This is a genomic window from Pseudomonas sp. MPDS (assembly GCF_013283895.1).
GTDB lineage: Bacteria > Pseudomonadota > Gammaproteobacteria > Pseudomonadales > Pseudomonadaceae > Aquipseudomonas > Aquipseudomonas rhizophila.
This window is the reverse complement of the sequence record NZ_CP054128.1, coordinates 3,244,863-3,267,124: the sequence shown is the minus strand read 5'-3', so window position 1 is coordinate 3,267,124 and position 22,262 is coordinate 3,244,863. Positions and strand designations below refer to the sequence as shown.

Annotated in this window: 23 protein-coding genes and 1 pseudogene; 12 read left to right on the top strand and 12 right to left on the bottom strand. The window is 60.9% G+C overall.

Features of this window, described 5'->3' with window-relative positions; translation table 11 throughout:
* The first annotated feature begins 52 nt into the window (after positions 1 to 52).
* From HQ912_RS14370 to HQ912_RS14360, 3 genes are all read left to right on the top strand, one after another.
* Positions 53 to 427 carry a response regulator transcription factor gene (locus HQ912_RS14370; RefSeq protein ID WP_139050024.1) on the top strand — a complete coding sequence of 125 codons (375 nt, stop codon included), beginning with the start codon at positions 53 to 55 and terminating at the stop codon, positions 425 to 427.
* Positions 428 to 671: 244 nt separating this feature from the next.
* Positions 672 to 1,874 (top strand): NAD(P)/FAD-dependent oxidoreductase, encoded by a 1,203-nt coding sequence (locus HQ912_RS14365; RefSeq protein WP_107322444.1) that lies wholly within the window; start codon positions 672 to 674, stop codon positions 1,872 to 1,874.
* A gap of 211 nt (positions 1,875 to 2,085) precedes the next feature.
* Positions 2,086 to 2,997, top strand: coding sequence for a LysR substrate-binding domain-containing protein (locus HQ912_RS14360; RefSeq protein WP_107322443.1), 912 nt, complete (start codon positions 2,086 to 2,088; stop codon positions 2,995 to 2,997).
* A 27-nt stretch (positions 2,998 to 3,024) separates the two neighbouring features.
* Here the strand turns inward: HQ912_RS14360 and HQ912_RS14355 are convergent, their stop codons facing one another.
* From HQ912_RS14355 to HQ912_RS14330, 6 genes and pseudogenes are all read right to left on the bottom strand, one after another.
* A complete protein-coding gene (locus tag HQ912_RS14355) occupies positions 3,025 to 4,065 on the bottom strand; it encodes an ABC transporter substrate-binding protein (protein WP_139050023.1) in 1,041 nt (346 codons plus the stop codon).
* A gap of 50 nt (positions 4,066 to 4,115) precedes the next feature.
* Positions 4,116 to 4,238: pseudogene (locus HQ912_RS27820) on the bottom strand (hypothetical protein); the annotation flags it as partial.
* Between the two features lie 102 nt (positions 4,239 to 4,340).
* A complete protein-coding gene (gene argE, locus HQ912_RS14345; protein WP_076384553.1) occupies positions 4,341 to 5,510 on the bottom strand; it encodes an acetylornithine deacetylase in 1,170 nt (389 codons plus the stop codon).
* The gene (locus HQ912_RS14340; protein WP_107322440.1) at positions 5,503 to 6,177 is read right to left on the bottom strand and encodes a DUF1028 domain-containing protein; all 675 of its coding nucleotides are present in this window, start codon (positions 6,175 to 6,177) and stop codon (positions 5,503 to 5,505) included. Before HQ912_RS14340 ends, argE begins: the two co-directional genes overlap by 8 nt.
* A gap of 12 nt (positions 6,178 to 6,189) precedes the next feature.
* Positions 6,190 to 6,600, bottom strand: coding sequence for a RidA family protein (locus HQ912_RS14335; RefSeq protein ID WP_003201555.1), 411 nt, complete (start codon positions 6,598 to 6,600; stop codon positions 6,190 to 6,192).
* Positions 6,600 to 7,940 (bottom strand): flavin-containing monooxygenase, encoded by a 1,341-nt coding sequence (locus tag HQ912_RS14330; RefSeq protein ID WP_107322439.1) that lies wholly within the window; start codon positions 7,938 to 7,940, stop codon positions 6,600 to 6,602. Before HQ912_RS14330 ends, HQ912_RS14335 begins: the two co-directional genes overlap by 1 nt.
* Positions 7,941 to 8,369: 429 nt before the next feature.
* Between HQ912_RS14330 and HQ912_RS14325 the strand changes: the two genes are divergently transcribed.
* Genes HQ912_RS14325 through HQ912_RS14300 form a run of 6 tightly spaced genes read left to right on the top strand, consistent with a single transcriptional unit; the run spans position 8,370 to position 13,335 of the window.
* Positions 8,370 to 8,792, top strand: coding sequence for a nuclear transport factor 2 family protein (locus HQ912_RS14325; RefSeq protein WP_047229149.1), 423 nt, complete (start codon positions 8,370 to 8,372; stop codon positions 8,790 to 8,792).
* Positions 8,789 to 9,544, top strand: a complete 756-nt coding sequence (locus tag HQ912_RS14320; RefSeq protein ID WP_173406930.1) for an SDR family NAD(P)-dependent oxidoreductase — start codon at positions 8,789 to 8,791, stop codon at positions 9,542 to 9,544. Before HQ912_RS14325 ends, HQ912_RS14320 begins: the two co-directional genes overlap by 4 nt.
* A 3-nt stretch (positions 9,545 to 9,547) precedes the next feature.
* Entirely contained in the window at positions 9,548 to 10,795 is a 1,248-nt protein-coding gene (locus HQ912_RS14315; protein ID WP_173406929.1) for an NAD(P)/FAD-dependent oxidoreductase, read from the top strand.
* On the top strand, positions 10,792 to 11,607 hold the full coding sequence (locus HQ912_RS14310) for a DUF1365 domain-containing protein (RefSeq protein WP_160892345.1): 816 nt from the start codon (positions 10,792 to 10,794) through the stop codon (positions 11,605 to 11,607). Before HQ912_RS14315 ends, HQ912_RS14310 begins: the two co-directional genes overlap by 4 nt.
* The gene (locus tag HQ912_RS14305) at positions 11,579 to 12,847 is read left to right on the top strand and encodes an SAM-dependent methyltransferase (RefSeq protein WP_139050018.1); all 1,269 of its coding nucleotides are present in this window, start codon (positions 11,579 to 11,581) and stop codon (positions 12,845 to 12,847) included. Before HQ912_RS14310 ends, HQ912_RS14305 begins: the two co-directional genes overlap by 29 nt.
* Positions 12,847 to 13,335: a DUF2878 domain-containing protein gene (locus HQ912_RS14300; protein ID WP_173406928.1), complete on the top strand. Its 489-nt coding sequence runs from the start codon at positions 12,847 to 12,849 to the stop codon at positions 13,333 to 13,335. The genes HQ912_RS14305 and HQ912_RS14300 overlap by 1 nt, the downstream gene beginning before the upstream one ends.
* Before the next feature lie 28 nt (positions 13,336 to 13,363).
* Here HQ912_RS14300 and HQ912_RS14295 read toward each other — a convergent pair whose 3' ends face one another.
* The 3 genes from HQ912_RS14295 to HQ912_RS14285 are packed head-to-tail and all read right to left on the bottom strand — an operon-like array spanning position 13,364 to position 14,768.
* On the bottom strand, positions 13,364 to 13,669 hold the full coding sequence (locus HQ912_RS14295; RefSeq protein WP_047229154.1) for a DUF6482 family protein: 306 nt from the start codon (positions 13,667 to 13,669) through the stop codon (positions 13,364 to 13,366).
* Complete coding sequence (locus HQ912_RS14290) at positions 13,666 to 14,205, bottom strand: DUF3833 domain-containing protein (protein WP_047229155.1); 540 nt, start codon at positions 14,203 to 14,205, stop codon at positions 13,666 to 13,668. Before HQ912_RS14290 ends, HQ912_RS14295 begins: the two co-directional genes overlap by 4 nt.
* Positions 14,202 to 14,768, bottom strand: coding sequence for a chalcone isomerase family protein (locus HQ912_RS14285; RefSeq protein ID WP_047229156.1), 567 nt, complete (start codon positions 14,766 to 14,768; stop codon positions 14,202 to 14,204). The genes HQ912_RS14290 and HQ912_RS14285 overlap by 4 nt, the downstream gene beginning before the upstream one ends.
* A gap of 221 nt (positions 14,769 to 14,989) precedes the next feature.
* Here HQ912_RS14285 and HQ912_RS14280 point away from each other — a divergent pair, with 221 nt between their 5' ends.
* Together HQ912_RS14280 and HQ912_RS14275 are read left to right on the top strand one after the other, a co-directional pair.
* Positions 14,990 to 16,558, top strand: coding sequence for a sensor domain-containing diguanylate cyclase (locus HQ912_RS14280; RefSeq protein WP_173406927.1), 1,569 nt, complete (start codon positions 14,990 to 14,992; stop codon positions 16,556 to 16,558).
* A gap of 117 nt (positions 16,559 to 16,675) precedes the next feature.
* Positions 16,676 to 18,676, top strand: coding sequence for a peptidase U32 family protein (locus HQ912_RS14275; RefSeq protein ID WP_076384537.1), 2,001 nt, complete (start codon positions 16,676 to 16,678; stop codon positions 18,674 to 18,676).
* A gap of 53 nt (positions 18,677 to 18,729) precedes the next feature.
* Here the strand turns inward: HQ912_RS14275 and HQ912_RS14270 are convergent, their stop codons facing one another.
* Positions 18,730 to 19,566: an IS3 family transposase gene (locus HQ912_RS14270; RefSeq protein WP_047230569.1), complete on the bottom strand. Its 837-nt coding sequence runs from the start codon at positions 19,564 to 19,566 to the stop codon at positions 18,730 to 18,732.
* Entirely contained in the window at positions 19,563 to 19,865 is a 303-nt protein-coding gene (locus HQ912_RS27815; protein WP_047230570.1) for an IS3 family transposase, read from the bottom strand. The genes HQ912_RS14270 and HQ912_RS27815 overlap by 4 nt, the downstream gene beginning before the upstream one ends.
* 286 nt (positions 19,866 to 20,151) lie before the next feature.
* Here HQ912_RS27815 and HQ912_RS14265 point away from each other — a divergent pair, with 286 nt between their 5' ends.
* Positions 20,152 to 21,891 carry a dipeptidase gene (locus HQ912_RS14265; protein ID WP_173406926.1) on the top strand — a complete coding sequence of 580 codons (1,740 nt, stop codon included), beginning with the start codon at positions 20,152 to 20,154 and terminating at the stop codon, positions 21,889 to 21,891.
* 128 nt (positions 21,892 to 22,019) lie between these two features.
* On the opposite strand, the gene HQ912_RS14260 is transcribed toward HQ912_RS14265, so the two are convergent.
* Positions 22,020 to 22,247 (bottom strand): DUF3079 domain-containing protein, encoded by a 228-nt coding sequence (locus HQ912_RS14260; RefSeq protein ID WP_076384533.1) that lies wholly within the window; start codon positions 22,245 to 22,247, stop codon positions 22,020 to 22,022.
* Positions 22,248 to 22,262: the final 15 nt, after the last annotated feature.

Below are 22,262 nucleotides of genomic sequence, written 5' to 3'. Positions count from 1 at the left end.
TGCAGTGATACAGGCGCCTTTATGGCTACCTGATATCACCCCAGGTATCGACATGTCCAATACCGCAACTATTTCAATTGTTGATGATGACGAGTCAGTTCGAATTGCACTGGATGGCTTGTTACGTTCCCACGGATATCGGGTTACAACATACGCGGGCGCCTTGGACTTTTTATCTTCTTGTGAACTTGAAAACACAGCGTGCCTGATATCGGATATTCAAATGCCTGGCATGACCGGTATTCAGATGTACGATCGACTGTCGACCCTGGGCATTCATATCCCGATCATTTTCATTAGCGGATACCCTGGCGTGCCACCCCGTGTCAGCGCCGGGGCGCCCGAGCCGGTGGCGTTTTTCCCGAAGCCCTTCGACTGCGCTCAATTGATCGCCTGCATCGAATCGGTAGTTGGCCGGCCTTCCTGATGCCGCGCCATCGTCGCGACCTCATACCTTTGTATAGATCCCCCCTACCCAGGCATAGGCCGGATGACCTTATGTAGAAGTGTTAAACACAGGCCCTGCCAATAAGCTTCCCTACAGCGAACTGAAATTGAATGTGCTCGATGGCAACTCATTGCAGCCAGGCGCTTTTGGAGTAGTTCGCGACACGGTCACGCTGAAACAGTTAAACAATTCAACGTATCGATTTTGTCTTCGGGAGCTCATCATGAAACAACATATTCTGGTTGTTGGCGCAGGTTTCGGCGGGGTCTGGAGTGCATTGAGCGCCGCCCGGCTGCTGGACCAACACGATCGTAATGACGTGCAGATCAGCGTCCTGGCCCCCCAGGCTGAGCTGCGCATCCGTCCTCGTTTCTATGAGCCGGACGTCCACACCATGGCCGCCCCACTGGGTGGCCTGTTCGACGCGGTGGGCGTGAAATTCGTACAAGGTTCGGCGAGCCGTATCGATGTCGACAACAAACAGGTTGGCTACGTGGATGTGTTCGGCACCGAGGGCAGCCTGGTCTACGACCGCCTGGTGCTCGCGGCGGGCAGCCAACTGGTCCGCCCAGACCTTGAAGGCATGATCGAGCATGCCTTCGACGTTGATGAAATCGAACAGGCAACCCGCCTCGAAGCCCATATCAAGTCCCTGAAAAATCTTCCGGACAGCCCGGCCCGCAACACCGTGGTGGTGGCCGGCGGAGGCTTTACCGGGATCGAAACCGCCACCGAAATGCCGGCACGCCTGCGCGCGGTCCTGGGTGAAGACGCTAACATCCGGGTCATCGTGGTGGATCGCGGGTCGCAGATCGGCGCAGCGTTGGGCGACGGCATTCGTCCGTCCATTGTCCAAGCGTCCGAGCATCTGGGTATCGACTGGATCGTCAACGACTCGGTCGAATCGGTGGATGCCGGTGGCGTCACCCTGTCGAGCGGCCAGCGTATCGAGTCCCATACTGTGATCTGGACCGTGGGGTTCCGCGCCAGTCCGTTGACCCAACAGATACCCGGCACTCGCGATCGCCAGGGTCGCCTGCACGTCGATGCCAACCTGAAAGTCCTGGGCCAGAACGACATATTTGCCACCGGCGACGTGGCCTATGCCGCCACCGACACCCTGGGTAACTACGCGGCCATGTCCTGCCAGCACGCCATCGCCCTGGGCCGCTATGCCGGCAACAACGTCGCGGCCGACTTGTTGGGCGTCGCGCCGATGGCCTACAGCCAACCCAAGTACGTGACCTGTCTGGACCTGGGTGCCTGGGGCGCGGTGTATACCGAGGGTTGGGATCGCCAGCTCAAGTTGGTCGGGCAGGAAGCCAAGGAGCTCAAGACCCAGATCAACACCGTGTGGATCTATCCGCCCGCGGCTGATCGCGCGACCGCACTGGCCGCCGCCGACCCGTTGATCCCGGTGGCCTGAGTCCGTTTCCGACCCCGGCCAGTCCCTCCTTTCTGCGCCGGTCTTTCCCAGACGCCTGCCGATGATGCTTGGGCAGGCGTTTTTTTTCAGGCGCTCGTCCCCAAGCCAGTCTGAATATCGTCACTGCCCAGTAAAATCCGTCGCAATGCCCGCCCACTGCCCTCTGTGCACAAGGTAAGGTAGGCAAAAATCATCCGGATCGAGGTGTGCCGTGGCGTCCTATTCCTTGCGTCAGCTGAAGTACTTCGTCACCACCGTCGAATGTGGCAGCGTCGCCGAAGCCTCCCGCAAGCTGTACATCGCCCAGCCCTCGATTGCGACCGCCGTCAAAGGGCTGGAAGACAGTTTCGGCGTGCAGTTGCTCATCCGTCACCACGCCCAGGGTGTGTCGCTAACCCCCAGCGGCGCTCGCTTCTATCGCAAAGCCCAGGAACTGCTGCGCATGGCGCGAGAGTTCGAGCAGAACGCGCTGGCCGACAACGACGTGGTCAGCGGTCAGATCGACATTGGCTGTTTCGAGACTGTCGCGCCCCTGTACTTGCCACGATTGATCGCCGGTTTTCGCCAGCGTTACCCCGGCGTGGAGATCCGTCTACAGGACGGCGAGCAACAGGAACTGGTGCAAGGTTTGACGGGGGGCCGTTTTGATCTGGCGATTTTTTATGAGCACGACCTCGACGGCACCATCGAGACCGAGGCGCTGATGGCGCCGCAACGACCTTACGCGCTGCTGCCGGCGGAGCACCGCTTTGCCAGCCAGGCTCAGGTGTCCCTGCGCGATCTGGCGCTGGAGCCGATGATTCTGTTGGACGTGCAACCCAGCCGGACCTATTTCGTGAGCATATTCGAGGAGTTGGGCCTGACACCGAACATTGTATTCAGCTCACCCTCGATCGAAATGGTGCGCGGCATGGTCGGGCAATCGTTCGGCTTTGCGCTGCTGGTAACCCGGCCACATTCCACCTGCACCTACGATGGGCAGCAAGTGGTGTGCGTCAACATCGCCGAGGACGTCACCGGTTCGGCCCTGGTGGCAGGATGGCTCAAGCGCGCGCACCTGACCAAACCTGCGCAGTTGTTCGTGGATTACTGCAAAGAGCAGTTCAAACAATGGCTGGCCTGAGCCAGCCATTGATATGGAACGTTGTGACTAGCGAGCGGCCCAGGCGTTGAAGCGCTGCTCCAGTTCCTCACCATGGTCAACCCAGAACTCGGCATCCACGGCCCGGGCTTCGGCCAGGTTGGCCTCGGCGGTAGGCAACTGCTCTTGGACCGCTCCAGGCAACAACGCCAGCGCCTTGCGATGCACCGGCCCATAAGGGATGTTTTCCGAGAACACCTTCTGCGCCTGCGGCTGGCTGGCAAAGGCAATGAATTGCTCGGCCAGGACCTTGTTCGGCGTGCCCTTGACCACCGCCCAGTACTCCGGGTCATACAGGCTTTGCGGCCAGACGATACTCAGCTTCATGCCTTCCTTTTGCGCCGAAGCGATGCGACCGTTGTAGGCAGCGCTCATCGCCACGTCCCCCGCCACTAGCCACTGTGCCGGTTGCGCACCGGCCTCCCACCACTGGATGTTCGGCTTGATCTGATCCAGCTTGGCGAACGCCCGCGACACGCCTTCGGGGGTGTTGAGCACCTTGTACAACTCCTGCGCCTCGACCCCGTCGGCCAGCAAGGCAATTTCCAGGGTGTACTTGGCTCCCTTGCGCAACCCGCGTTTGCCCGGGTATTCGGTGACGTTCCAGAAATCCGCCCAGGACTTGGGGGCCTTGGCCAACTTGCTCTGGTCATAGGCCAGGACCATCGACCAGACATACGTGGCCACGCCACATTCGGTGAGTGTTCCCGGCACAAAATTCGCCGGATCACCCAAGGCGCTCAGATCGAGCCTTTCGAACAGGCCCTCCTCACAACCGCGCAACAGCTCGGGGCTTTCGACTTCGACCACATCCCAACTGGTGTGGCCGGCCGCGACCATGGCCTTGATCTTCGATAACTCGCCATTGTATTCGCCGGCGACAATGCTTCCTGCACCGCTGGCGTTGAAGGGTTGGAAGTAGGCCTTGTCCTGGGCCTGCTTGGTGGCGCCACCAAAGGAGATCACGGTGAGGCTCTGTGGCGCGGCCAGGACGCTGCTACTCAGCAGCACCAGGGCACACGCGATATTGCAACGCAAGGATCTGGACATGAAGCGGTTCCTCGAAAGGCCGGCTCGCCCGCACGAGCCGGCGACGGGACTCAGAGGCGACCGTAAGCGCGGGCGGTGCGATCTACAGCAATACGGGTCTTGTCGACCAGTTCGTTGATGTCGGCATGGCTGGCTACCAGCGCCGGGGCCATGATCATCCGGCCCAGAGTGCCGGCCTCACGAGGCAGGCCGTCAATCAGGGCGTTATCCTTCAGGCGCAGTTGCGCGGCCCGGGTTTTCCAAACATTGAAATCGTTCACCGCAAATTCCTTGTCTCAGAAGTCGTTGGGTTCGCTGAGATGGCTCGCCAGGCGATCCATCAATCGGTCGCAGGCCGCCATCTGTTCAACGCTCACGTATTCATCGGCTTTGTGCCCCTGATCCATGCTGCCGGGGCCGCAGACCACCGCCGGGATTCCGGCCTGATCAAACAGGCCGCCTTCGGTGCCGAATGCCACGGTGCTGAAGGCATCACTGCCGCACAGCTCGGCCACCAGACGCGCAGCGGCGCTGTCAGGTCGGGTTGCCAGGCCCGGGTAGGCGGACAGTGGTTCAAACCGGATCGCGGTGTCGCCCTGCACGGCCCGCATCGCCGGCAGCAACGCCTGCTCGGCGTAATCGCGCAATTGCTCGACGACGACTTCTGGGGCGAAATCCGGCAAGGCGCGCACTTCGAAATCGAAGCGGCAATCGGCCGGGACGATGTTCAACGCGGTACCGCCCTGGATCACGCCCACCTGCACCGTGGAGTACGCCGGATCGAAGCGCGCATCGTGCTGTGAAGGTTCGGCCAGATTCGCGCCGATCTCCCCCAACCGACCGATCAGGCGCACTGCCTGCTCGATGGCGTTCACCCCGTAGGGCGCATAGGCCGAATGACAGGCCGCCCCTTTGACATGGCAACGCATCGCCAACTTGCCCTTGTGGCCCAACACCGGTTGGAGTTGGGTGGGCTCGCCGATCAGGCACAACGCAGGCTGGGGAATGCGTTGCGCCAGCACTTGCAGCAGACTGCGCACGCCCAGGCAACCGACCTCTTCGTCATAGGAGAACGCCAGATGCACGGGCCGGCGAAGCGGGCTGGCGAGGAACATCGGCACCGCCGCCAGCACTGAAGCCAAATAGCCTTTCATGTCGGCGGTGCCCCGGCCGTACAGCTTGCCGCCGACCTCGCTCAGGCAAAACGGATCGACCGTCCAGTGCTGTCCGTCCACCGGCACTACATCGGTATGACCGGACAGCACGACTCCACCGGGCACCGCTGGGCCGATGCTCGCCAACAGGTTGGCCTTGGTCCGCTCGGGGTTGTAGATCAGTTCGCAACTCACGCCCAGATCGTGGAGGTAGCCACGCACGAACTCGATCAGCGCCAGGTTCGACTCGCGACTGACCGTGGCAAAGCCCACGAGGCTGGCGAGCAGTGCGCGGCTGCGCAGCTCACTCATCACCCGGCACTCCGTAGCTGGGGGCCAGGGTCGGATCGAGGGCGCGGGTCAGGTAGTCCTGCAGTTGCGGTTGATAGGCCAGCCACAGTTTTTCCAGCTCACCAATGGGGTTTTCCTCGGCCCAGTCGACACGCAAATCGACGATCGGCCAGGTGAGTTCATCCACCACCGACAGCGCCGCAGAATGCACCGCTCCGGCTTCACCACCTGCGCTCTGCCCGGCCTGCAACGCACTCAGCAGGCGCGCGGCAAGGCAACCTTCGCTGTGTTCGAATGCGGCAACCATGGCGTCGATCACGTCCACACTGGCCAGCAGATTGCCGGCCGCCACGCATTGCTCACCGGCCAGCGCGCGATGGGTGCCCAAGGCGTGGCTGCCGCTGAAAATCGCCGTGCCCCCGTGGGCATCCACCACCGCCACCTGGCGGTACTGGCTGTAGCCATTGCGCGCCAGGGCGCGGTCGATAGCCTCTTGGGCGGCCAGGCCGCCGGCCAGTTCGTCGAGGATCTGCGGACCCAGGGCCGGCAGCGTGATGTTCTGGCTCGACACCGCGCCGACACCGGCCCGCAACCAGGGGCAACGGGCGCCGACGGCAATACTCGAGGAACTGATGGCGATGCCCAACTGGCCCGTCTCGGCGCAGCGCCCGACAATGGAAAAAGTCATGCTCCACTCTCCTTATTCGGGGATCACTGCTATCACGTCGATTTCCATCAGCCATTGCGGCTGGCCGAGGGCGCTGACCACCAGCCCGGTGGAAATCGGGAACACCCCTTTGAGCCATTTGCCCACCTCCTGGTACACCGGCTCGCGATAGCGCGGGTCGATCAGGTAAGTGGTGGTCTTGACGATGTGGCTCAGGTCGCTGCCGGCCTCTTCCAGCAATTGCTTGACGTTGCGCATGGCCTGTTCAGCCTGGGCACGCGGATCGCCCAGACCTACCAACTGGCCGTTGAAATCAGTGCCAACCTGACCGCGCACGTAGACGGTATTGCCGGCGCGCACGGCCTGGCACAAGTCGTTGTCCAGCGTCTGGTTGGGATAGGTGTCTTTGGTGTTGAACATGCGGATGCGAGTGTGGGTAGGCATCAACGGACTCCCATGAGGCTGGTTTTCGAACTGTTCGAATCGCTATCGAGCGCCGGGGCTTGAACGTCGTCGTTCTGGCGCTGCGAAGCGTCTCGATAGTTGAGATAGGTATGCTGTTTCACGATGTGGTCAGCGATATGCCGGGCGTCGTGCCACACGCCCCAGATGAACGCCGACCCGCGCCGTGACAGCCAGGGCAGACCCACGAAATACACACCCGGTTCGCTGGAAACACCCCGCTGGTGCCGTGGCTTGCCGTTTGCGTCCAGCGCGTCGACCTTCAGCCAGCTGTAATCCACCGAGTAGCCGGTGGCCCAGATCACGGTGGTCACCCCAGCGTTCACCAGATCCAGTTCCAGGATCGGATGGGTCAGGCAGTGCGGGTCAGGCAACAGCCGGCGGGCTTCTGGCTCCGGCGGCAGGTCCAGGCCATTGCGGGCAATGTAGGCATCGGCGGCATCCAGCAGCGCCAGGTAGTTTTCATCGCCACGGGCAATGTTTTCGGCAAGGTTGGGTTCAAACGTCACGACGCTACCGTTGAACGACTTCGTCAGGCCCACCAGGGTGATGCCCTCATGGGCCAGCCTGCGAAAGTCCACTGTATAGCCGCCGCGGGCACCGCTCACGGCGATGGTCACATGCTCCCTGCCCGGCTGGACGGCCTCCGCATCCCACTCGCCGAGCACACCCAGCCACCAGCAGAAATCCCGGTTGCGATAGGCCCGAGGCGGGCGATCATGGGCGCCCACCGAGAGGTAGACCTGCTTGCCAGCGCGCTGTAACTCATCGGCGATCTGTACCCCCGACGAGCCCGCCCCGACCACCAGTACAGCGCCCTCGGCCAGCTGCCGGGGATTGCGGTATTGGGCGGAGTGCATCTGGGTGACTTGCGCCATATCCGCGGCGATAGGTGGAATCACCGGCCGTTGAAAGGGCCCGGTGGCGACCACCACGTGGATGGCCTCGATCGGGCCCTCGCTGGTTTCAATGCTGAAGCCTGGGCGGCCGACATTACGCTGTACCTCCCTGACTTCCACACCGGTGCGGATCGGTGCGTTGATTGTATTGGCATAGGTTTGGAAGTAATCGGCCACTTGATCCTTGGTGGCGAAGGCATCAGGGTCGAGCCCCTGGAATTGCAGCCCCGGAAAGCGGTCATGCCAGGCCGGGCCGTTAGCCACCAGCGAATCCCAACGCGCGGTGCGCCAGGCCTCGGCAATGCGGTTGCGCTCCACCACAAGATGAGGCACTCCCTGGCGGCTCAAATGTTCACTCATGGCCACGCCGGCCTGGCCGGCGCCTATAACAAGCGTATCTATCTGTAGGGTCTCAACGGGCATGTCTGTGCACTTCCGGCAGTGGGATGGTTCAGGCCGGCATGACGCCGCCTCGGGTTTGGATTTTTTGTAGTTCTGCGTTTGCGACGATCGACAAGAGGTGTCGAAGCGATTCTGTCGGCAGGCGGGAATTTGCGAAACGAGGGTTTTTATTGTTGCAGGCAAGGAAAAAACTGCTGTATCGCCTACGCCCTGGACGATGCGTCTTTGCGCCAGGCCTGCGAAGCGATTCGTGGTTTCTGCAACGCACTTGACTGACATTCAGCCGTTGCACTGAACCAGCCGAGCCCGATCATGACCGGGCTCGTTCAGCAGCAAAGTTATACAAATTTACAAATACCTATACAAAACACTTTAAAACGTACAATTCGTGCAGTAGGCTTCGAAAACTTGTACAGGAATAACTACCTGTACAATAATTCGGAGCCTGACATGTCTGCCTACCTCCAGCGTTTTGCCCGCGCCTTCGCCGAGCTGGACGCCAGTCACCTGGCCGAGCTCGATACCCTCTACAGCGCTGACATTAAGTTCCAGGACCCATTGCATCGGATCGAAGGCCTGCCTGCCCTGCGCAACTACTTCGCGCAGATGTATGCCAACGTCGATCAGGTGCGCTACGACTTTCATGGCTTTGATGAGGTTGGCCCCGGCGAGGGCTATCTACGCTGGACGCTGCATTACAGCCACCCACGTCTGGCCGGCGGCGCACTTATCTCCCTGCAAGGCTGCAGTTATTTGCGCTGGAACGAACGGGTCTACCTGCACCAGGACTTCTTCGACGCGGGTGCCCTGCTCTACGAGCACCTTCCACTGTTTGGCTCGGTGATCGGCTGGCTGAAGCGGAGGCTGGCATGAGTCGCATCTGGTTGACCGGCGCCAGTAGCGGTATCGGTGCAGCATTGGCCTCGCAGCTTCTTGAGCAAGGACACCGTCTGGCGCTGAGTGCGCGCCAGGTCGCACCCCTTCAAGCGTTAGCGACTCGCTATGAGGATCAGGTCCTGGTGCTGCCGGGAGACCTGACCGATCCAGCCCAAGTGGCCGATATCTGCCGGACCATCGACGCTCGATGGGGGGCGCTGGACCTGGTGATTCTCAATGCCGGAACCTGCGAATACCTGGAGCCGGGGCACTTCGACACGCGACTGGTCGAACGGGTACTGACCACCAACCTGCTGGGTACCAGCCACTGCCTGGAAGCCGCCCTGCCCTTGCTGCGCAGAGGCCAACGCCCGCATTTGGTGGGGGTGTGCAGCGCAGTGACCTGGCTGGCTTTGCCGCGTGCCGGCGCGTATGGCGCGTCCAAGGCGGCGCTGCGCTATTTGTTTGAGTCGTTGCGCATCGATCTGGCCGCCGAGGGTATCGATGTCACCTTGGTAAGCCCCGGTTTCGTCGACACCCCGCTGACCCGCCGCAATGACTTTCCGATGCCCATGCGCTGGTCGGCCCAGCGCGCAGCGCGGCATATCGCCCAGCGCCTGCCCGCGCGACCGCTGGACATCGCTTTCCCATGGTTTTTCACCTTCGTCCTGCGTTCGCTCGGACGCTTGCCCGCCCGTTGGCGCCTGGCCCTTGGCCGGCGTCTGGCACGCTCTTCCCAGGAGTCTTGAAACATGCGCATCGCAATCATCGGCAGCGGCATATCGGGGCTGACATGCGCATACCTGTTGGCTCGCCAGCACCAGATCACCCTGTTCGAAGCCGACGACCGGATCGGCGGCCACACCCACACTGTGGACGTGGATTGGCAAGGTCAGCGCTATGGGGTGGACACCGGTTTCATTGTCTACAACGACTGGACCTACCCGAACTTCATCCGTTTGCTGGACCAGTTGGGCGTGACTTCCCGTGCCACTGAGATGAGCTTTTCGGTGCATGACCCGGCCACCGGCCAGGAGTACAAGGGGCATACCCTGCGCAGCCTTTTCGCCCGACGACGCAACCTGCTGTCGCCGAGCTTCTGGGGCATGTTGCAGGACATCCTCAGATTCAACCGGCAGGCCACGGCCGACTTGAAGGCGCAGCGCATCGACAGCACCACCCGGCTGGGCGATTACCTGCATGTCCACAATTATGGACAACGGTTCATCGACCACTACATCGTGCCCATGGGCTCGGCGATCTGGTCGATGTCGCCTGCCGGAATGCTGGAGTTTCCGCTGCAGTTCTTCGTGCGCTTCTGCCATAACCACGGCCTGCTATCGGTCAACCGACGCCCACAATGGCGAGTGATCGAGGGCGGCTCGCGGGGTTATATCGACCCGTTATGCGCGCACTTTCGCCAGCATATCCGGCTCAACTGCCCGGTGCAGCGCGTGAGCCGCGACGCGACAGGCGTGAACATACTCAGCGCGGCGGGACTTGAGCGTTTCGACAAAGTGGTGTTTGCCTGCCACAGCGACCAGGCCCTGGCGCTGCTTGAAACGCCAAGCAAAGCGGAGCGTGAGGTGCTCAGTGCCCTGGCCTACGCCAGCAACGAAGTACTGCTGCATACCGACACCGGTGTCTTGCCGCAGCGCCGCCAGGCTTGGGCGAGTTGGAATTACCGACTGGGTGGTTCGGTGCGAGCGCCTGCTGCGCTGACCTACAACATGAACATCCTCCAGGGTCTGGACGCCCCGGTGACCTTCTGCGTGAGCCTCAATCAGAGTGACGTGGTGGATCCGGCCAAAGTCCTGGCTCGCTTCGAGTATGCGCATCCGCAATACAGCCTCGCCGGCGTCGCCGCCCAGGCTCGCCAGGGTGATCTGCAAGGGCGTCAGCACAGTTATTTCTGCGGCGCCTATTGGGCCAATGGTTTCCACGAAGACGGTGTGGTCAGTGGGCTGGATGTGGCCGGGCATTTTGGAGAATACCTTTGAATAGCAGCCTGTGCCGCGGCTGGATCGACCATCGCCGCTATTCACCCCGCGCCCATGGATTCCGATACCCCATCGGCATGCTTTATCTGGACCTCGCCGAACAAAGCCAGGTGCTGGGCCTGTCCCGCCTGCTGCGAGGGTGGCCCTTGGCACCGCTGTGCTGGCGCGAGCGCGATTACCTGCCCGCTCGCACACGTCTGGGCGTCCCCTTGCTCGACGCGGTGCGCGAATTGCTTGCCCAGGCCCTGGGCACCGCGCCCCAAGGCGCAATCCAGCTGCTGACCCAACCGCGCAGTTGGGGGCTGTCCTTCAATCCGGTGAGTTTCTATTTCTGCCACGAAACCGATGGGCGTCTGGCGGCCATTCTCTGTGAGGTCCGCAACACCCCATGGCGCGAGCGCTATCACTATGTGTTGCCGGTAAGCCCCGGTGAACCCCATGCGTTCCGGGTGGCCAAGGCGTTCCATGTATCACCGTTCCTGCCTCGGGACATGGACTACCGCATGCGCTTTCTGATCGCGGACTCACATATCCGGGTGCATATGGAGAACTGGCGCGATGGCAGCAAGGTGTTCGAGGCCGACCTTGCGCTCAAGCGCCAACCTCTCGATGCCGCGGCTGTGCGTCGTCACTTCCTGGCCTTCCCGTGGATGAGCCTGCGCACCTTGAGCGCCATTTACTGGCAGGCCCTGCGCCTGCTCTTCAAACGCACGCCCCTGCACGACCATCAGGCCAGCCAAAACGGCCTGAGCGTCGGCGAAACCGCCCACAAGGACCCCGACCATGCCCGAACCCACCCTGAGCGTTACTAAGGCCGGCAGCTTTCGCCTGTTCAACGGCGGCGTCTTCAAGCAAGTCGTTCTCGGCCAATTACGACACCTGCGCCAAGGCCACTTGCGCCTGCTGCTCGATGGGGAATCGCTAAACTTCGGCGATCCGGCCAGTGCTCTGCAGGCCGAAGTCGAAATTCTTGACGACGCCGTCTGGGGCATGCTCGCCAGTAACGGTTCGATCGGCGCCGGTGAGGCCTATATCCAGGGGTACTGGCGCAGCAACGACCTGACGGCGGTGACCCGCGTGTTCGTCGCCAACCTGGACGTGCTCGATGCGATGGACAGTGGTCTGGCTCGCCTCGGCCGCCCGGTGCTGCGTTGGCTGCACTGGCTCAACCGTAACAGCCGGCGCGGCTCTCGGCGCAACATCATTGCCCATTACGACTTGGGCAATGACTTGTTCGAGCGTTTGCTCGATCCCACCATGATGTACTCGGCCGCCATGTTCGAAAGCCCCGAACAAAGCCTGGAAGAAGCCCAGCTCAACAAGCTCGAACGCATCTGTCGCAAGCTCGACCTGCGCCCCGGCGACCACCTACTGGAAATCGGCACCGGCTGGGGCAGCCTGGCGATTTATGCTGCCAGCCAATATGGCTGCAAGGTGACCACCACAACGTTGTCGCACGAGCAGTACGCCCATACCTGCCGGCGCGTTGAGGCACTGGGTCTGCAGCAGCGCATTGAGGTGCTGTGCAAGGACTATCGCGATCTGGAGGGGCGCTACGACAAGCTGGTCTCGATCGAAATGATCGAAGCTGTCGGTCATCGCTATTTACCCGAATACTTCCGACGCTGCTGCGCTCTGCTCAAGGATGACGGCCTGATGTTGCTGCAAGCCATCACCATTCGCGACCAGCGTTATGAGCAGGCACGCCGCTCGGTGGACTTCATCCAGCGGCATATTTTTCCCGGCGGCGCGCTGCCATCGTTGTCCGTTCTGCTAAACACCGCCAGCCGTCAAACACCGCTCAACCTGCTGCACCTGGAAGACTTCGGCGCGCACTACGCCCGCACGCTGAAGCACTGGCACGAGAACTTCCGGCAATCACGCCAAGCGCTGCTGGAGCTGGGTTACGACGAAACCTTCCAACGCCTGTGGGAGTTCTACCTGTGTTACTGCGAAGGCGGATTCCAGGAGCGTGCCATCGGCGTCGCGCAACTGCTCTTTGCCGCTCCCGGGGCGCGTCAGCTCTCTTTGCTGGAGCGGCGGGAGGCTTGATGAGTCGCGCGGGCCTGATCGTCAACGCACTCTGGGTCCAGTTGGGCTGGTGGGGTTGTGTACTGGGCGCACAGAATGCCTGGTGGCTCCTGGCTGTGGCGGCAGGATTGCTGGCTCACCTGAGCTTCTGTCCACAGCCCCGGGCCGAGTTGCGTGCAGTGATGCGCGTGGGGCTGTGCGGCATGGTGCTGGACTGGAGCCTGGGTGTGCTGGGTCTGTTCGGATTCGCTCAGACCGCCCTGCCCCTCTGGCTTGCGCTGCTCTGGCTGGTGTTTGCCACAAGCTTGCGGCACAGCCTGGCCTGGGCCGTACAGCCTGTTTGGCGCGGTGCGTTGGTGGGCATGGTCGGCGGTCCGCTGGCCTATTGCGCAGGCGCTCCACTGGCCGGCGTTGCGCTGCCGCTTGGCATCGTGGGAACCGCTCTGGTGTTGGCGCCCCTGTGGGCACTCTGGCTGCCGTTGGCGTTGCGCCTGACTGATCCCCACTGAGGTCAGAACCCGCGCCAGGCGAACATTATTACCAAGGTTCATCCAGAAAAAGTGGCACACGCAAAGGCTCTATCGGCCCCTCGCGCTGGCCACACATTTCGTCGTGAACGACATGCTGTACCAACATGCAGGGTAACCGCGGCGCGTCACGCAGCAACTCACGCAAATGGGTGGTGGATCGCAAATGCAATGTTCGTCCGGAGTCGTCGAGCAACGTACGAAACCCGCGGTCCAGTCGCGCACGCAACACGTAGATACCGCCCTCCAGCGACCATAACTCCAGCTCGTGTACCCGGCCTTCGATGGCCAGCTCGATCAGGGTTTGCAGGTTCATGGCGCGCCCCCGCCCTGACGACGGAAAAACAGCGTGACCTGGCCCAACTCGACGCCAAACTTGCTCATGCTCGAGCGGTTGATCATCGTGTCTTCGTCCATCAAGTACATCCAGTCGTCAAAAGTCACTTCGTAAGTCGATCCGTCTACTGGCAGGTTCAATCGATAGCGCCAGCGCAGCGCGTTGCCGGCCACCTCTCCCCGCGCCTCGCCGATCACATCGTCGGCGCGACCGCGCCAGAGCCCCGGGCCATCGGGGGTCAGCGTCCATACGCGCCGTTGTCGGCTGCCATCACTGTAGAGAAAGCGCTCATCGAGAATCAGCTGTTCACCTTCACGGTGACTCAATATCTCAACCTCGAAACGCTTGATGACCTCGCCGGAACGTTTTTGATAGATGCCCCAGGCCTTGATTGGCTGACTGAAGAAGCGCACCAGATCCAGCTGCGGTTGCTGGTCGGCATAACGATCGACATTCACGTTCCCGCAACTGGTCAAACTCATCATTAAAAGCAGTCCAACCATTAGCCGAGTCATGGTGTTTGCCCCCCTACGCGCGCGTTATTGAGCCCCAGCAGCTGTTGCCGCAACTCCGGATGCCGGGTGCGGGGATCGAGCCAGATGGCGAAGAAACTTCGAGCGAACGATGAGTCGGCGACTTCATGGGTCAAGCGCCCGTCGACATAAAAGCGGCAACCCTTGCCGGGCAGGTAAAGCCCGGTGATTTGACTGCCTGGCCTGACGTCGACGAAGGACCGCCGCATGTCATCGCTCCAGCTGTCGAGCTGTACTGGGTCCAGGGATTTACCCGCGATTCGGCGCATCTCCTCGATGCTCGCTTGCACCAAGGTTTGCTTGCTGATCGTGCGGCGGTAATTCAGCTCAAGTGCCAGCGGCGTTTCCAGGCTGGGTTGCAAGGTCGCACTCCATAACCTGGCCTGGTAGAGATCGAACCCGTACCAGGAATAATCGGCTTGCCCCACCAGACGGGCGTCAGGCAGTACCGTACGCCAGTCGCACAGAGCCTGACTGGCGTAAAGCACCAAAACGCAGGCCATGAACCGGCTCAGGCTTTTCTTGAACGCAAACGACCTTGCCATTGAAAAAACATCACTGGATTGCCGAAGGTCGCTCAATAGTTGTACATGAAGTATGATTTGTACAGCTTTTTTGAGTGGATTCGCGAGTTATGGCCTTTTATATCCATCCGTGCTTTGACGATCTGTGCCTGCCTCGAATCCTTCAGCTAACGTGCTGTTATCGGATAAGGTAGCCTGCGCCCTAATAATGCGCAGTCGCGCTGCTGTAGAAGGAAATGTTAATGCTCGGACGTGAACGGCCGCAGCTAAAGAAAGAAAGTGCTGACGAATCCTTTCCCCCTCAGGTAGCGCGGGCAGGAGCTGCCCTGCGGCTCACCATCACTTTCATGCTGGTGGTGGTGATGGTGTTCCTGGCCGTTGAAGGCTGGAGAACATGGCGTGACTATCGCTCTGCCTTTGCCTCGGCCCGCGATTCGGTGACAAACCTGGCGCGAGCGACGGCCCAGCACGCCGAAGACACCATCCGGCAAGTGGACGTGGTGACCGCCGCACTCAGCGAGCGAGTGGAAGGCGATGGCCTGCAGAACATCGACATCCCGCGCATCCATAAACTGCTGGTGCAACAGTCGGCCATCATGCCGCAGTTGCACGGTTTGTTTATCTACGGCCCCGACGGGCAGTGGATAGTGACAGACAAGCAAACAACGCCAGACTCGGCGAACAATGCCGACCGCGACTACTTCCAGTATCACCGCACCCACGAGGACCGAAACGTGCGGATCGGCGAAGTGATCAGGAGCCGATCCACCAATGACCTGATCATCCCCATCTCCCGCCGCTTGAACAATCCTGACGGCTCGTTCGCCGGTGTGTTGCTGGGAACGGTCAAGGTCAGCTATTTCGTGGACTACTACGGCGACTTCAAGATCGACGACAAGGGAGCCCTGGTCCTGGCCCTTCGAGATGGCACGATTCTGGTCCGGCGGCCCTTCGTCGCCTCGGTGGTCGGCAAGAGCCTGGTCAATAGCGTGATCTTCCGTGATCACTTGCCCAACTCCAATCAGGGCGTCGCCGAGGCCAGGGCCGTCGTCGACGGCACTGAACGCATTTATGGCTACCGAGCCTTGACCACTTATCCGCTGGTGGTCGAGGCCGGATTGTCTCGCGAATCGATCATCACCCCCTGGCGTCACGATCTGCTCAAGACCGGCTTCGTACTGATATTCCTGATCGTGATACTCGTCGGCTTCGGGCTGATCGTGTTGAGCCAGTTGCGCTACAGAATGACCATGGAGAAACAGATTCGCAGCGCCCACCAAACCATGCGGGACATGGCACTGACCGACAGCCTGACCGGTTTGGGCAACCGCAGACGGCTGGACATTGCATTGGCCGATGAGATTCGCCGGGCCAAGCGTCAGCACGCCTCCTTGGCCTTGATCATGCTTGATGTCGATTACTTCAAACGCTACAACGACAAATACGGCCATGCTGCCGGGGACGACTGTCTGCGCGCGATCGCGGGGGCGATCCAGCAAGCGATCAAACGGCCCGGCGACCTGGCGGTGCGCTACGGGGGTGAAGAATTCACCATTTTGCTGCCCGACACCCACAGCGCGGGGGCCGCCACGATCGCACAAGAGATTCTGGAGTCCATCAGGGCGCTGAACATCGAACACGGCGACCATCCCTTGGGCCTGGTCACCGCCAGCGCGGGCATCACCACCTGCCGGCCAAGCACCGAGGACGTGACCCCGGCCATGCTGATCAAGGCCGCTGATGCGTTCTTGTATCTGGCAAAAAACACCGGGAGAAACCGCTGGTGCAGCCCTGATGCTTCGCCGGGATGACCCACGGGGCGAAGCCGCATATCGGTCATATCGCGCAAATCCAAGTCCACAGGTGCCGGCCGGGCGCCTGGCGGCTACAATGCGCGCTTCGACCGTGATCAGCCTGACTAAAAACAAATGTCCTTGCCCAAACATCATCTGGAATTGCTCAGCCCCGCCCGCGACGTGACCATCGCCCGCGAGGCCATCCTGCATGGCGCTGACGCCGTGTACATCGGTGGCCCGAGTTTCGGCGCGCGTCACAACGCCTGTAACGAGGTGAGTGATATCGCCCGGTTGGTGGAGTTCGCCCATCGCTACCACGCCCGGGTGTTCACCACGATCAACACCATCCTGCATGACAACGAACTGGAGCCGGCCCGCCAGTTGATCCACCAGTTGTACGATGCGGGTGTCGATGCGTTGATCGTCCAGGATCTAGGGGTGATGGAACTGGACATCCCGCCGATCGAACTGCACGCCAGCACCCAGACCGACATCCGTACCCTGGCACGGGCAAAGTTCCTTGATCAGGCCGGTTTCTCCCAACTGGTACTGGCGCGGGAGTTGAACCTGCAGGAAATCCGCGCCATCGCCGACGAAACCGACGCGGCCATCGAGTTCTTTATCCACGGCGCGCTGTGCGTGGCGTTTTCCGGCCAATGCAATATCTCCCACGCCCAGAACGGCCGCAGCGCCAACCGTGGTGATTGCTCCCAGGCCTGTCGCCTGCCCTACACCCTCAAGGATGATCAGGGCCGGGTGGTTGCCTATGAGAAGCACCTGCTGTCGATGAAGGACAACAACCAGAGCGCCAACATCCGCGCCCTGGTCGAAGCCGGTGTGCGTTCGTTCAAGATCGAAGGACGCTACAAGGACATGGGCTATGTGAAGAACATCACCGCCTACTACCGCCAGCGCCTGGACGATGTCCTCGAAGACCGTCCGGACCTGGCCCGCGCCTCCAGCGGTCGCACCGCGCACTTCTTCCTGCCCGACCCGGAGAAGACGTTCCACCGCGGCAGCACCGACTACTTCGTCAGCGAGCGCAAGATCGACATCGGCGCCTTCGATTCCCCGACCTTTACCGGCGTGCCGGTGGGCGTGGTGGAGAAAGTCGGCAAGCGCGACCTGCAAGTCGTGACCTTTGATCCGCTGTCCAACGGCGATGGCCTCAACGTGCTGGTCAAGCGTGAAGTGGTGGGTTTTCGCGCCAACATCGCCGAGCCCAAGGGCGAATTCGAGGAAGACGGCCAGAAGCGTTACCGCTACCGCGTCGAGCCCAATGAAATGCCGGCAGGGTTGCACACATTACGCCCCAACCACCCGCTGAGTCGTAACCTGGACCACAACTGGCAGCAAGCGCTGCTCAAGACCTCCGCCGAGCGCCGGGTGGGCGTTGCCTGGGTCGCACGCCTGCGTGAAGAGCGCCTGGAGCTGACTGCTACCAGCGAGGAAGGCGTCAGCGCCAGCGTCAGCCTGGACGGGCCATTCGGCCTGGCGAACAAGCCGGAGCAGGCGCTGGAGCAACTGCACGACCTGCTCGGCCAACTGGGCACCACCGAGTACCACGCCACCGCCATCGAGCTGGATGCGCCCCAGGCGTATTTCATTCCCAACTCGCAGCTCAAGGCAGTGCGCCGCGAAGTCATCGAAGCCCTGACCACCGCCCGTGTCGAGGCCCATCCCCGAGGGGGGCGCAAGGCCGAGACCAATCCACCGCCGGTGTACCCGGAGTCGCACCTGTCGTTCCTGGCCAACGTCTACAACCAGAAGGCCCGGGATTTTTATCATCGCCACGGTGTGAAACTGATCGATGCGGCGTTCGAAGCCCACGAAGAAACCGGTGAAGTACCGGTGATGATCACCAAGCACTGTCTGCGTTTCTCGTTCAACCTCTGTCCCAAGCAGGCCAAGGGCGTCACCGGCGTGCGCACCAAGGTTGCGCCGATGCAGTTGATCCATGGTGACGAGGTGCTGACGCTGAAGTTCGACTGCAAACCCTGCGAGATGCATGTGGTCGGCAAGATCAAGGGGCACATCCTCGACCTGCCGCTGCCGGGCAGCAGCGCGGAGCCCATCGTCGGTCACATCAGCCCGGAAGACCTGCTCAAGACGATCCCTCGCGCGCCGCATTAAGCAATCGCGAGCAGGCTGAACTGGTCAAGTAATTCTGGACACCAGTTAAGGTTTCACGCCGCCAGTTTCTCCATGGCTACCGGCGACCGGTAGTCGTTGTAGCTATGGAGCCTGACGTTGTTGTATCGCATCACATAACGTTGCACATCCACGCGGGCTTCATGCTCCGAGCTGTAGCCATCGTCTGGCACCCACTCTGATTTCAGGCTCCCAAAGAAACGCTCCATCGGGGCGTTGTCCCAGCACTCACCTTTACGACTCATGCTGTGCAGGAGTCCATGCTTGCGCATCTCATTCCTGAATTTGTGGCTGGTGTATTGGCAACCTTGGTCAGAATGAAACAGCACCTCTTTTGGACAGCCTCGCAATTGAACCGCCATTCGCAACGCTTCGCAGGTCAGCGTGGCATCGGAAATCATTGAAAACGACCACCCCACGATCCGGCGAGCAAACAAATCCAACACTGCCGCGAAATACATCCAGCGCTTACCCACCTTGATGTACGTCACATCTCCACACCACACCTGGTTGATCGCCGTGACATCAAACTTGCGCTTGAGCACATGCGGCGCTACCAGCGCTTCCACGCCGGAAGATTTGTACTTGTGCCGCCGCCGCTGATGACTGGCAACACCGGCTTCGCGCATCAAACTGCGAGCCAGATGTCGCCCGACACGATGCCCCTTTGCTTGCAGTTCCTTGGAAAGGGTGCGAGACCCGGCGGATGCTCTGGATTCCTTGTGATGCTCGACCAGCACGGCTTTGAGTTTCTCCCGCTCAGGCTTCACCTTGCCTTGGCGCTGACGCCAGGCGTAAAAGCTGCTGCGGTTGACCCCAAACGCCCGACAGCAATTGTTAACGCCGTACTGCTCGTCCAGCTCGTTGATCAACGAGAATGATCTTTGGAGTCCAAAAGCAGGAGAGCACTGGCCTTTTTTAGGATTTCAATGTCCAGGTCTTTTTGCCTGAGCAACGCTTTGAGCTGCTGAATCTCTCGCTGATCGGCGGTAATCGCCTTAGCCCCCTCGGGGGTCGAACCCAAGCGCTCTTTGCGAACCTGGTCGACCCAACGGCGCAAGGCGGTAGGGCCAATATCCAGGCTGGCACAGACTTCGGGAACGGACTGGCCCTCGTCCAGCACCATGCTGGCAGCCTTGAGCTTGAACTCACTGGAATAAGATTTGCGCATATCCAAACACCTCAGATTTGGGCGCCATCATAGCGCCCGATTGAAGTGTCCAAAATCATTAGGCCAGTTCAGGCTCGCTCCCACAGGGATTGCAAAGTGGACACAAGATCGTGTGACCACCCCTAATCCCTTGTGGGAGCGAGCCTGCTCGCGATAGCAATGGATCGGCATGCATTAATGTTGATTACAAAACTCCCGGCAGGTCCTTCTCGGTGCTAGGTTGTAAGTGAGTGTTCCATCAATCAGTCACTTCTTTCCCACCGTCTGCAAAGGAATGCCTCTACCAATGAACTTATCCCTCAAGCACCTGGCCGTGAGCACCCTGCTGCTGTCCAGCCTGGCGTCGATCACTCCACCCGCCTTGGCCAACATCACTGCGCAACAGAGTTCGGCCCTTGTCAAAACCCTCGCTGACACCTCCGTCACCGACTTCAGGCAGTTCCTGGGAAACGTGGCCAGAAGCGAGTTGGCCGAAACCGCCAAGCTCGGCCCGGCCATCAGCACGTTCCTCGACAACAAACCCCTTACGGCTGAGCAGCAGAACGAAATTCATCGTCTGCTCGGCCTCTATGCACGGGTGAAATACGGCAACGCCGCCACCGAAACCCTGAGCGAACTGGTGGCGATCCCGACCTTTCGCAAGGACGGTGTTGCCCAGCACGAGAACCCCGAGTTCCTCAAGATCGCGGACAAGATCAAGCGCCTTGCCCTAGCCTTCAACCTGGACTTTCGCAACATCGACAACCGCGTCTACGAGATTTCACTGCATGGCAGTGGCGACGAAGTCGTGGGCATTCACGCCCATGCCGACGTCGTGCCGGTGACCCCGGAAAACTGGGTATTGAAAGACGGCACACGTCTGGATCCGTTCAAGGTCACCTTGGTGGGCGACCGCATGTACGGCCGGGGCACCGAAGATGATAAGAACGGCATTGTCGTGGCGCTGTACGCCATGAAGATCATCAAGGAAGAAAAGCTGCCGCTGGTGAGGAATTTCAAACTGCTGGTAGACACCACCGAGGAAACCACCGGCGACGCCATCCCCTATTACTTCGAGCGCAACCCAACCCCCAACTACAACCTGGCGCTGGATGGCGGCTACCCGGTGGTGATTGCCGAAAAAGGCTATGGCACCGTCATGGCCAACTTCGCCCGGCGTGCGGCCCAGGGCAAAGGCGCTGAGATCACGGCGATGACCGGTGGCCTGGCCACCAATCAGATTCCGTCCACATCGGTCGCTACCTTCGTGGGCGATCAGCCTGCTGAACTGGCCGCGACGCTGCAAAAAGCCGCTTCCGCGTATGCCAAGGGCAATGGCGGCGACTTCCAGGTGACCACCGCGGTCGTCGGTAAAGACGTCAAACTGACCTTCACCGGCGTGTCCGCTCATTCCTCAGAACCAGAGTCCGGGGTCAACCCGGTGGCGAGGATGCTGGACTTCATCAACAGCCTCGAGGGCAAGGTTGCGCTCAAGCACAACCACATCACCGATGCCGCCCGCTTTGCCGCCGACAACTGGGGCCTGGACTACCTGGGAAGCAAACTGGGGATTGGCTTTTCCGACGCCTTCATGGGGCCGCTGACCGCTTCCCTGACGTATGTCGGCATGGATGACAAAGCCTTCAAGCTGGCCGTCAATCTGCGCGTGCCGGTGGGCAAGCCGACGGAAGCGATCAAGGCTGAAATCACCGACAAACTGGCCGCCTGGAGCAAGAAGACGGAGGTCACCGTGGCGTTCGATTATTCAATTGATGAGCCGATGTATCGCAACCCGGACGGTGAATGGGTCAAGGCACTGTTGGCCGTGGCCAGCGAAAACCTCGGCATGGAGCACAAGTACGGCACCTCCGCTGGCGCCACTTCGGTTCATGACTTGCCCAACGGCGTGCAGTTCGGCCTGGCCATGCCCGACGTCAAGTACACCGGGCATAACGACAACGAGTTCAAGACCGTCGAGCAGTTTTTGCTGGACCTGCAGATCGTGACCGAGATGATGGGGCGGATCGGACAGTTGCCGAAGTTGTGATCCCCTGTCCGGGAAAATGGGCGTTAATGTGGCGAGGGGATTTATCCCCGTTCGGTTGCGCAGCGACCGCAAATCTTGGGGCCGCTACGCAGCCCAGCGGGGATAAATCCCCTCGCCACAGGTTCACTTCATTCCTTCGGGTGAGTGGCGCTTGGATCGATGACCTTGGCGCTAATGTCCACCAACTCCACCCCCCAATCACCATGCAGGTACCAATCCTCCCCGATCATTTCGGCCGGGTGCATGGTTCGATCCGCACCGTTGCCACACGCCAGGGCACTGGCCGGGCAATAACGGTCGCAGCCCCAGCAAATGCGCTCGGGATGTTTCGGACTGATTGGAAAAGGCTTTGCCATGACGCCCCCGTATAG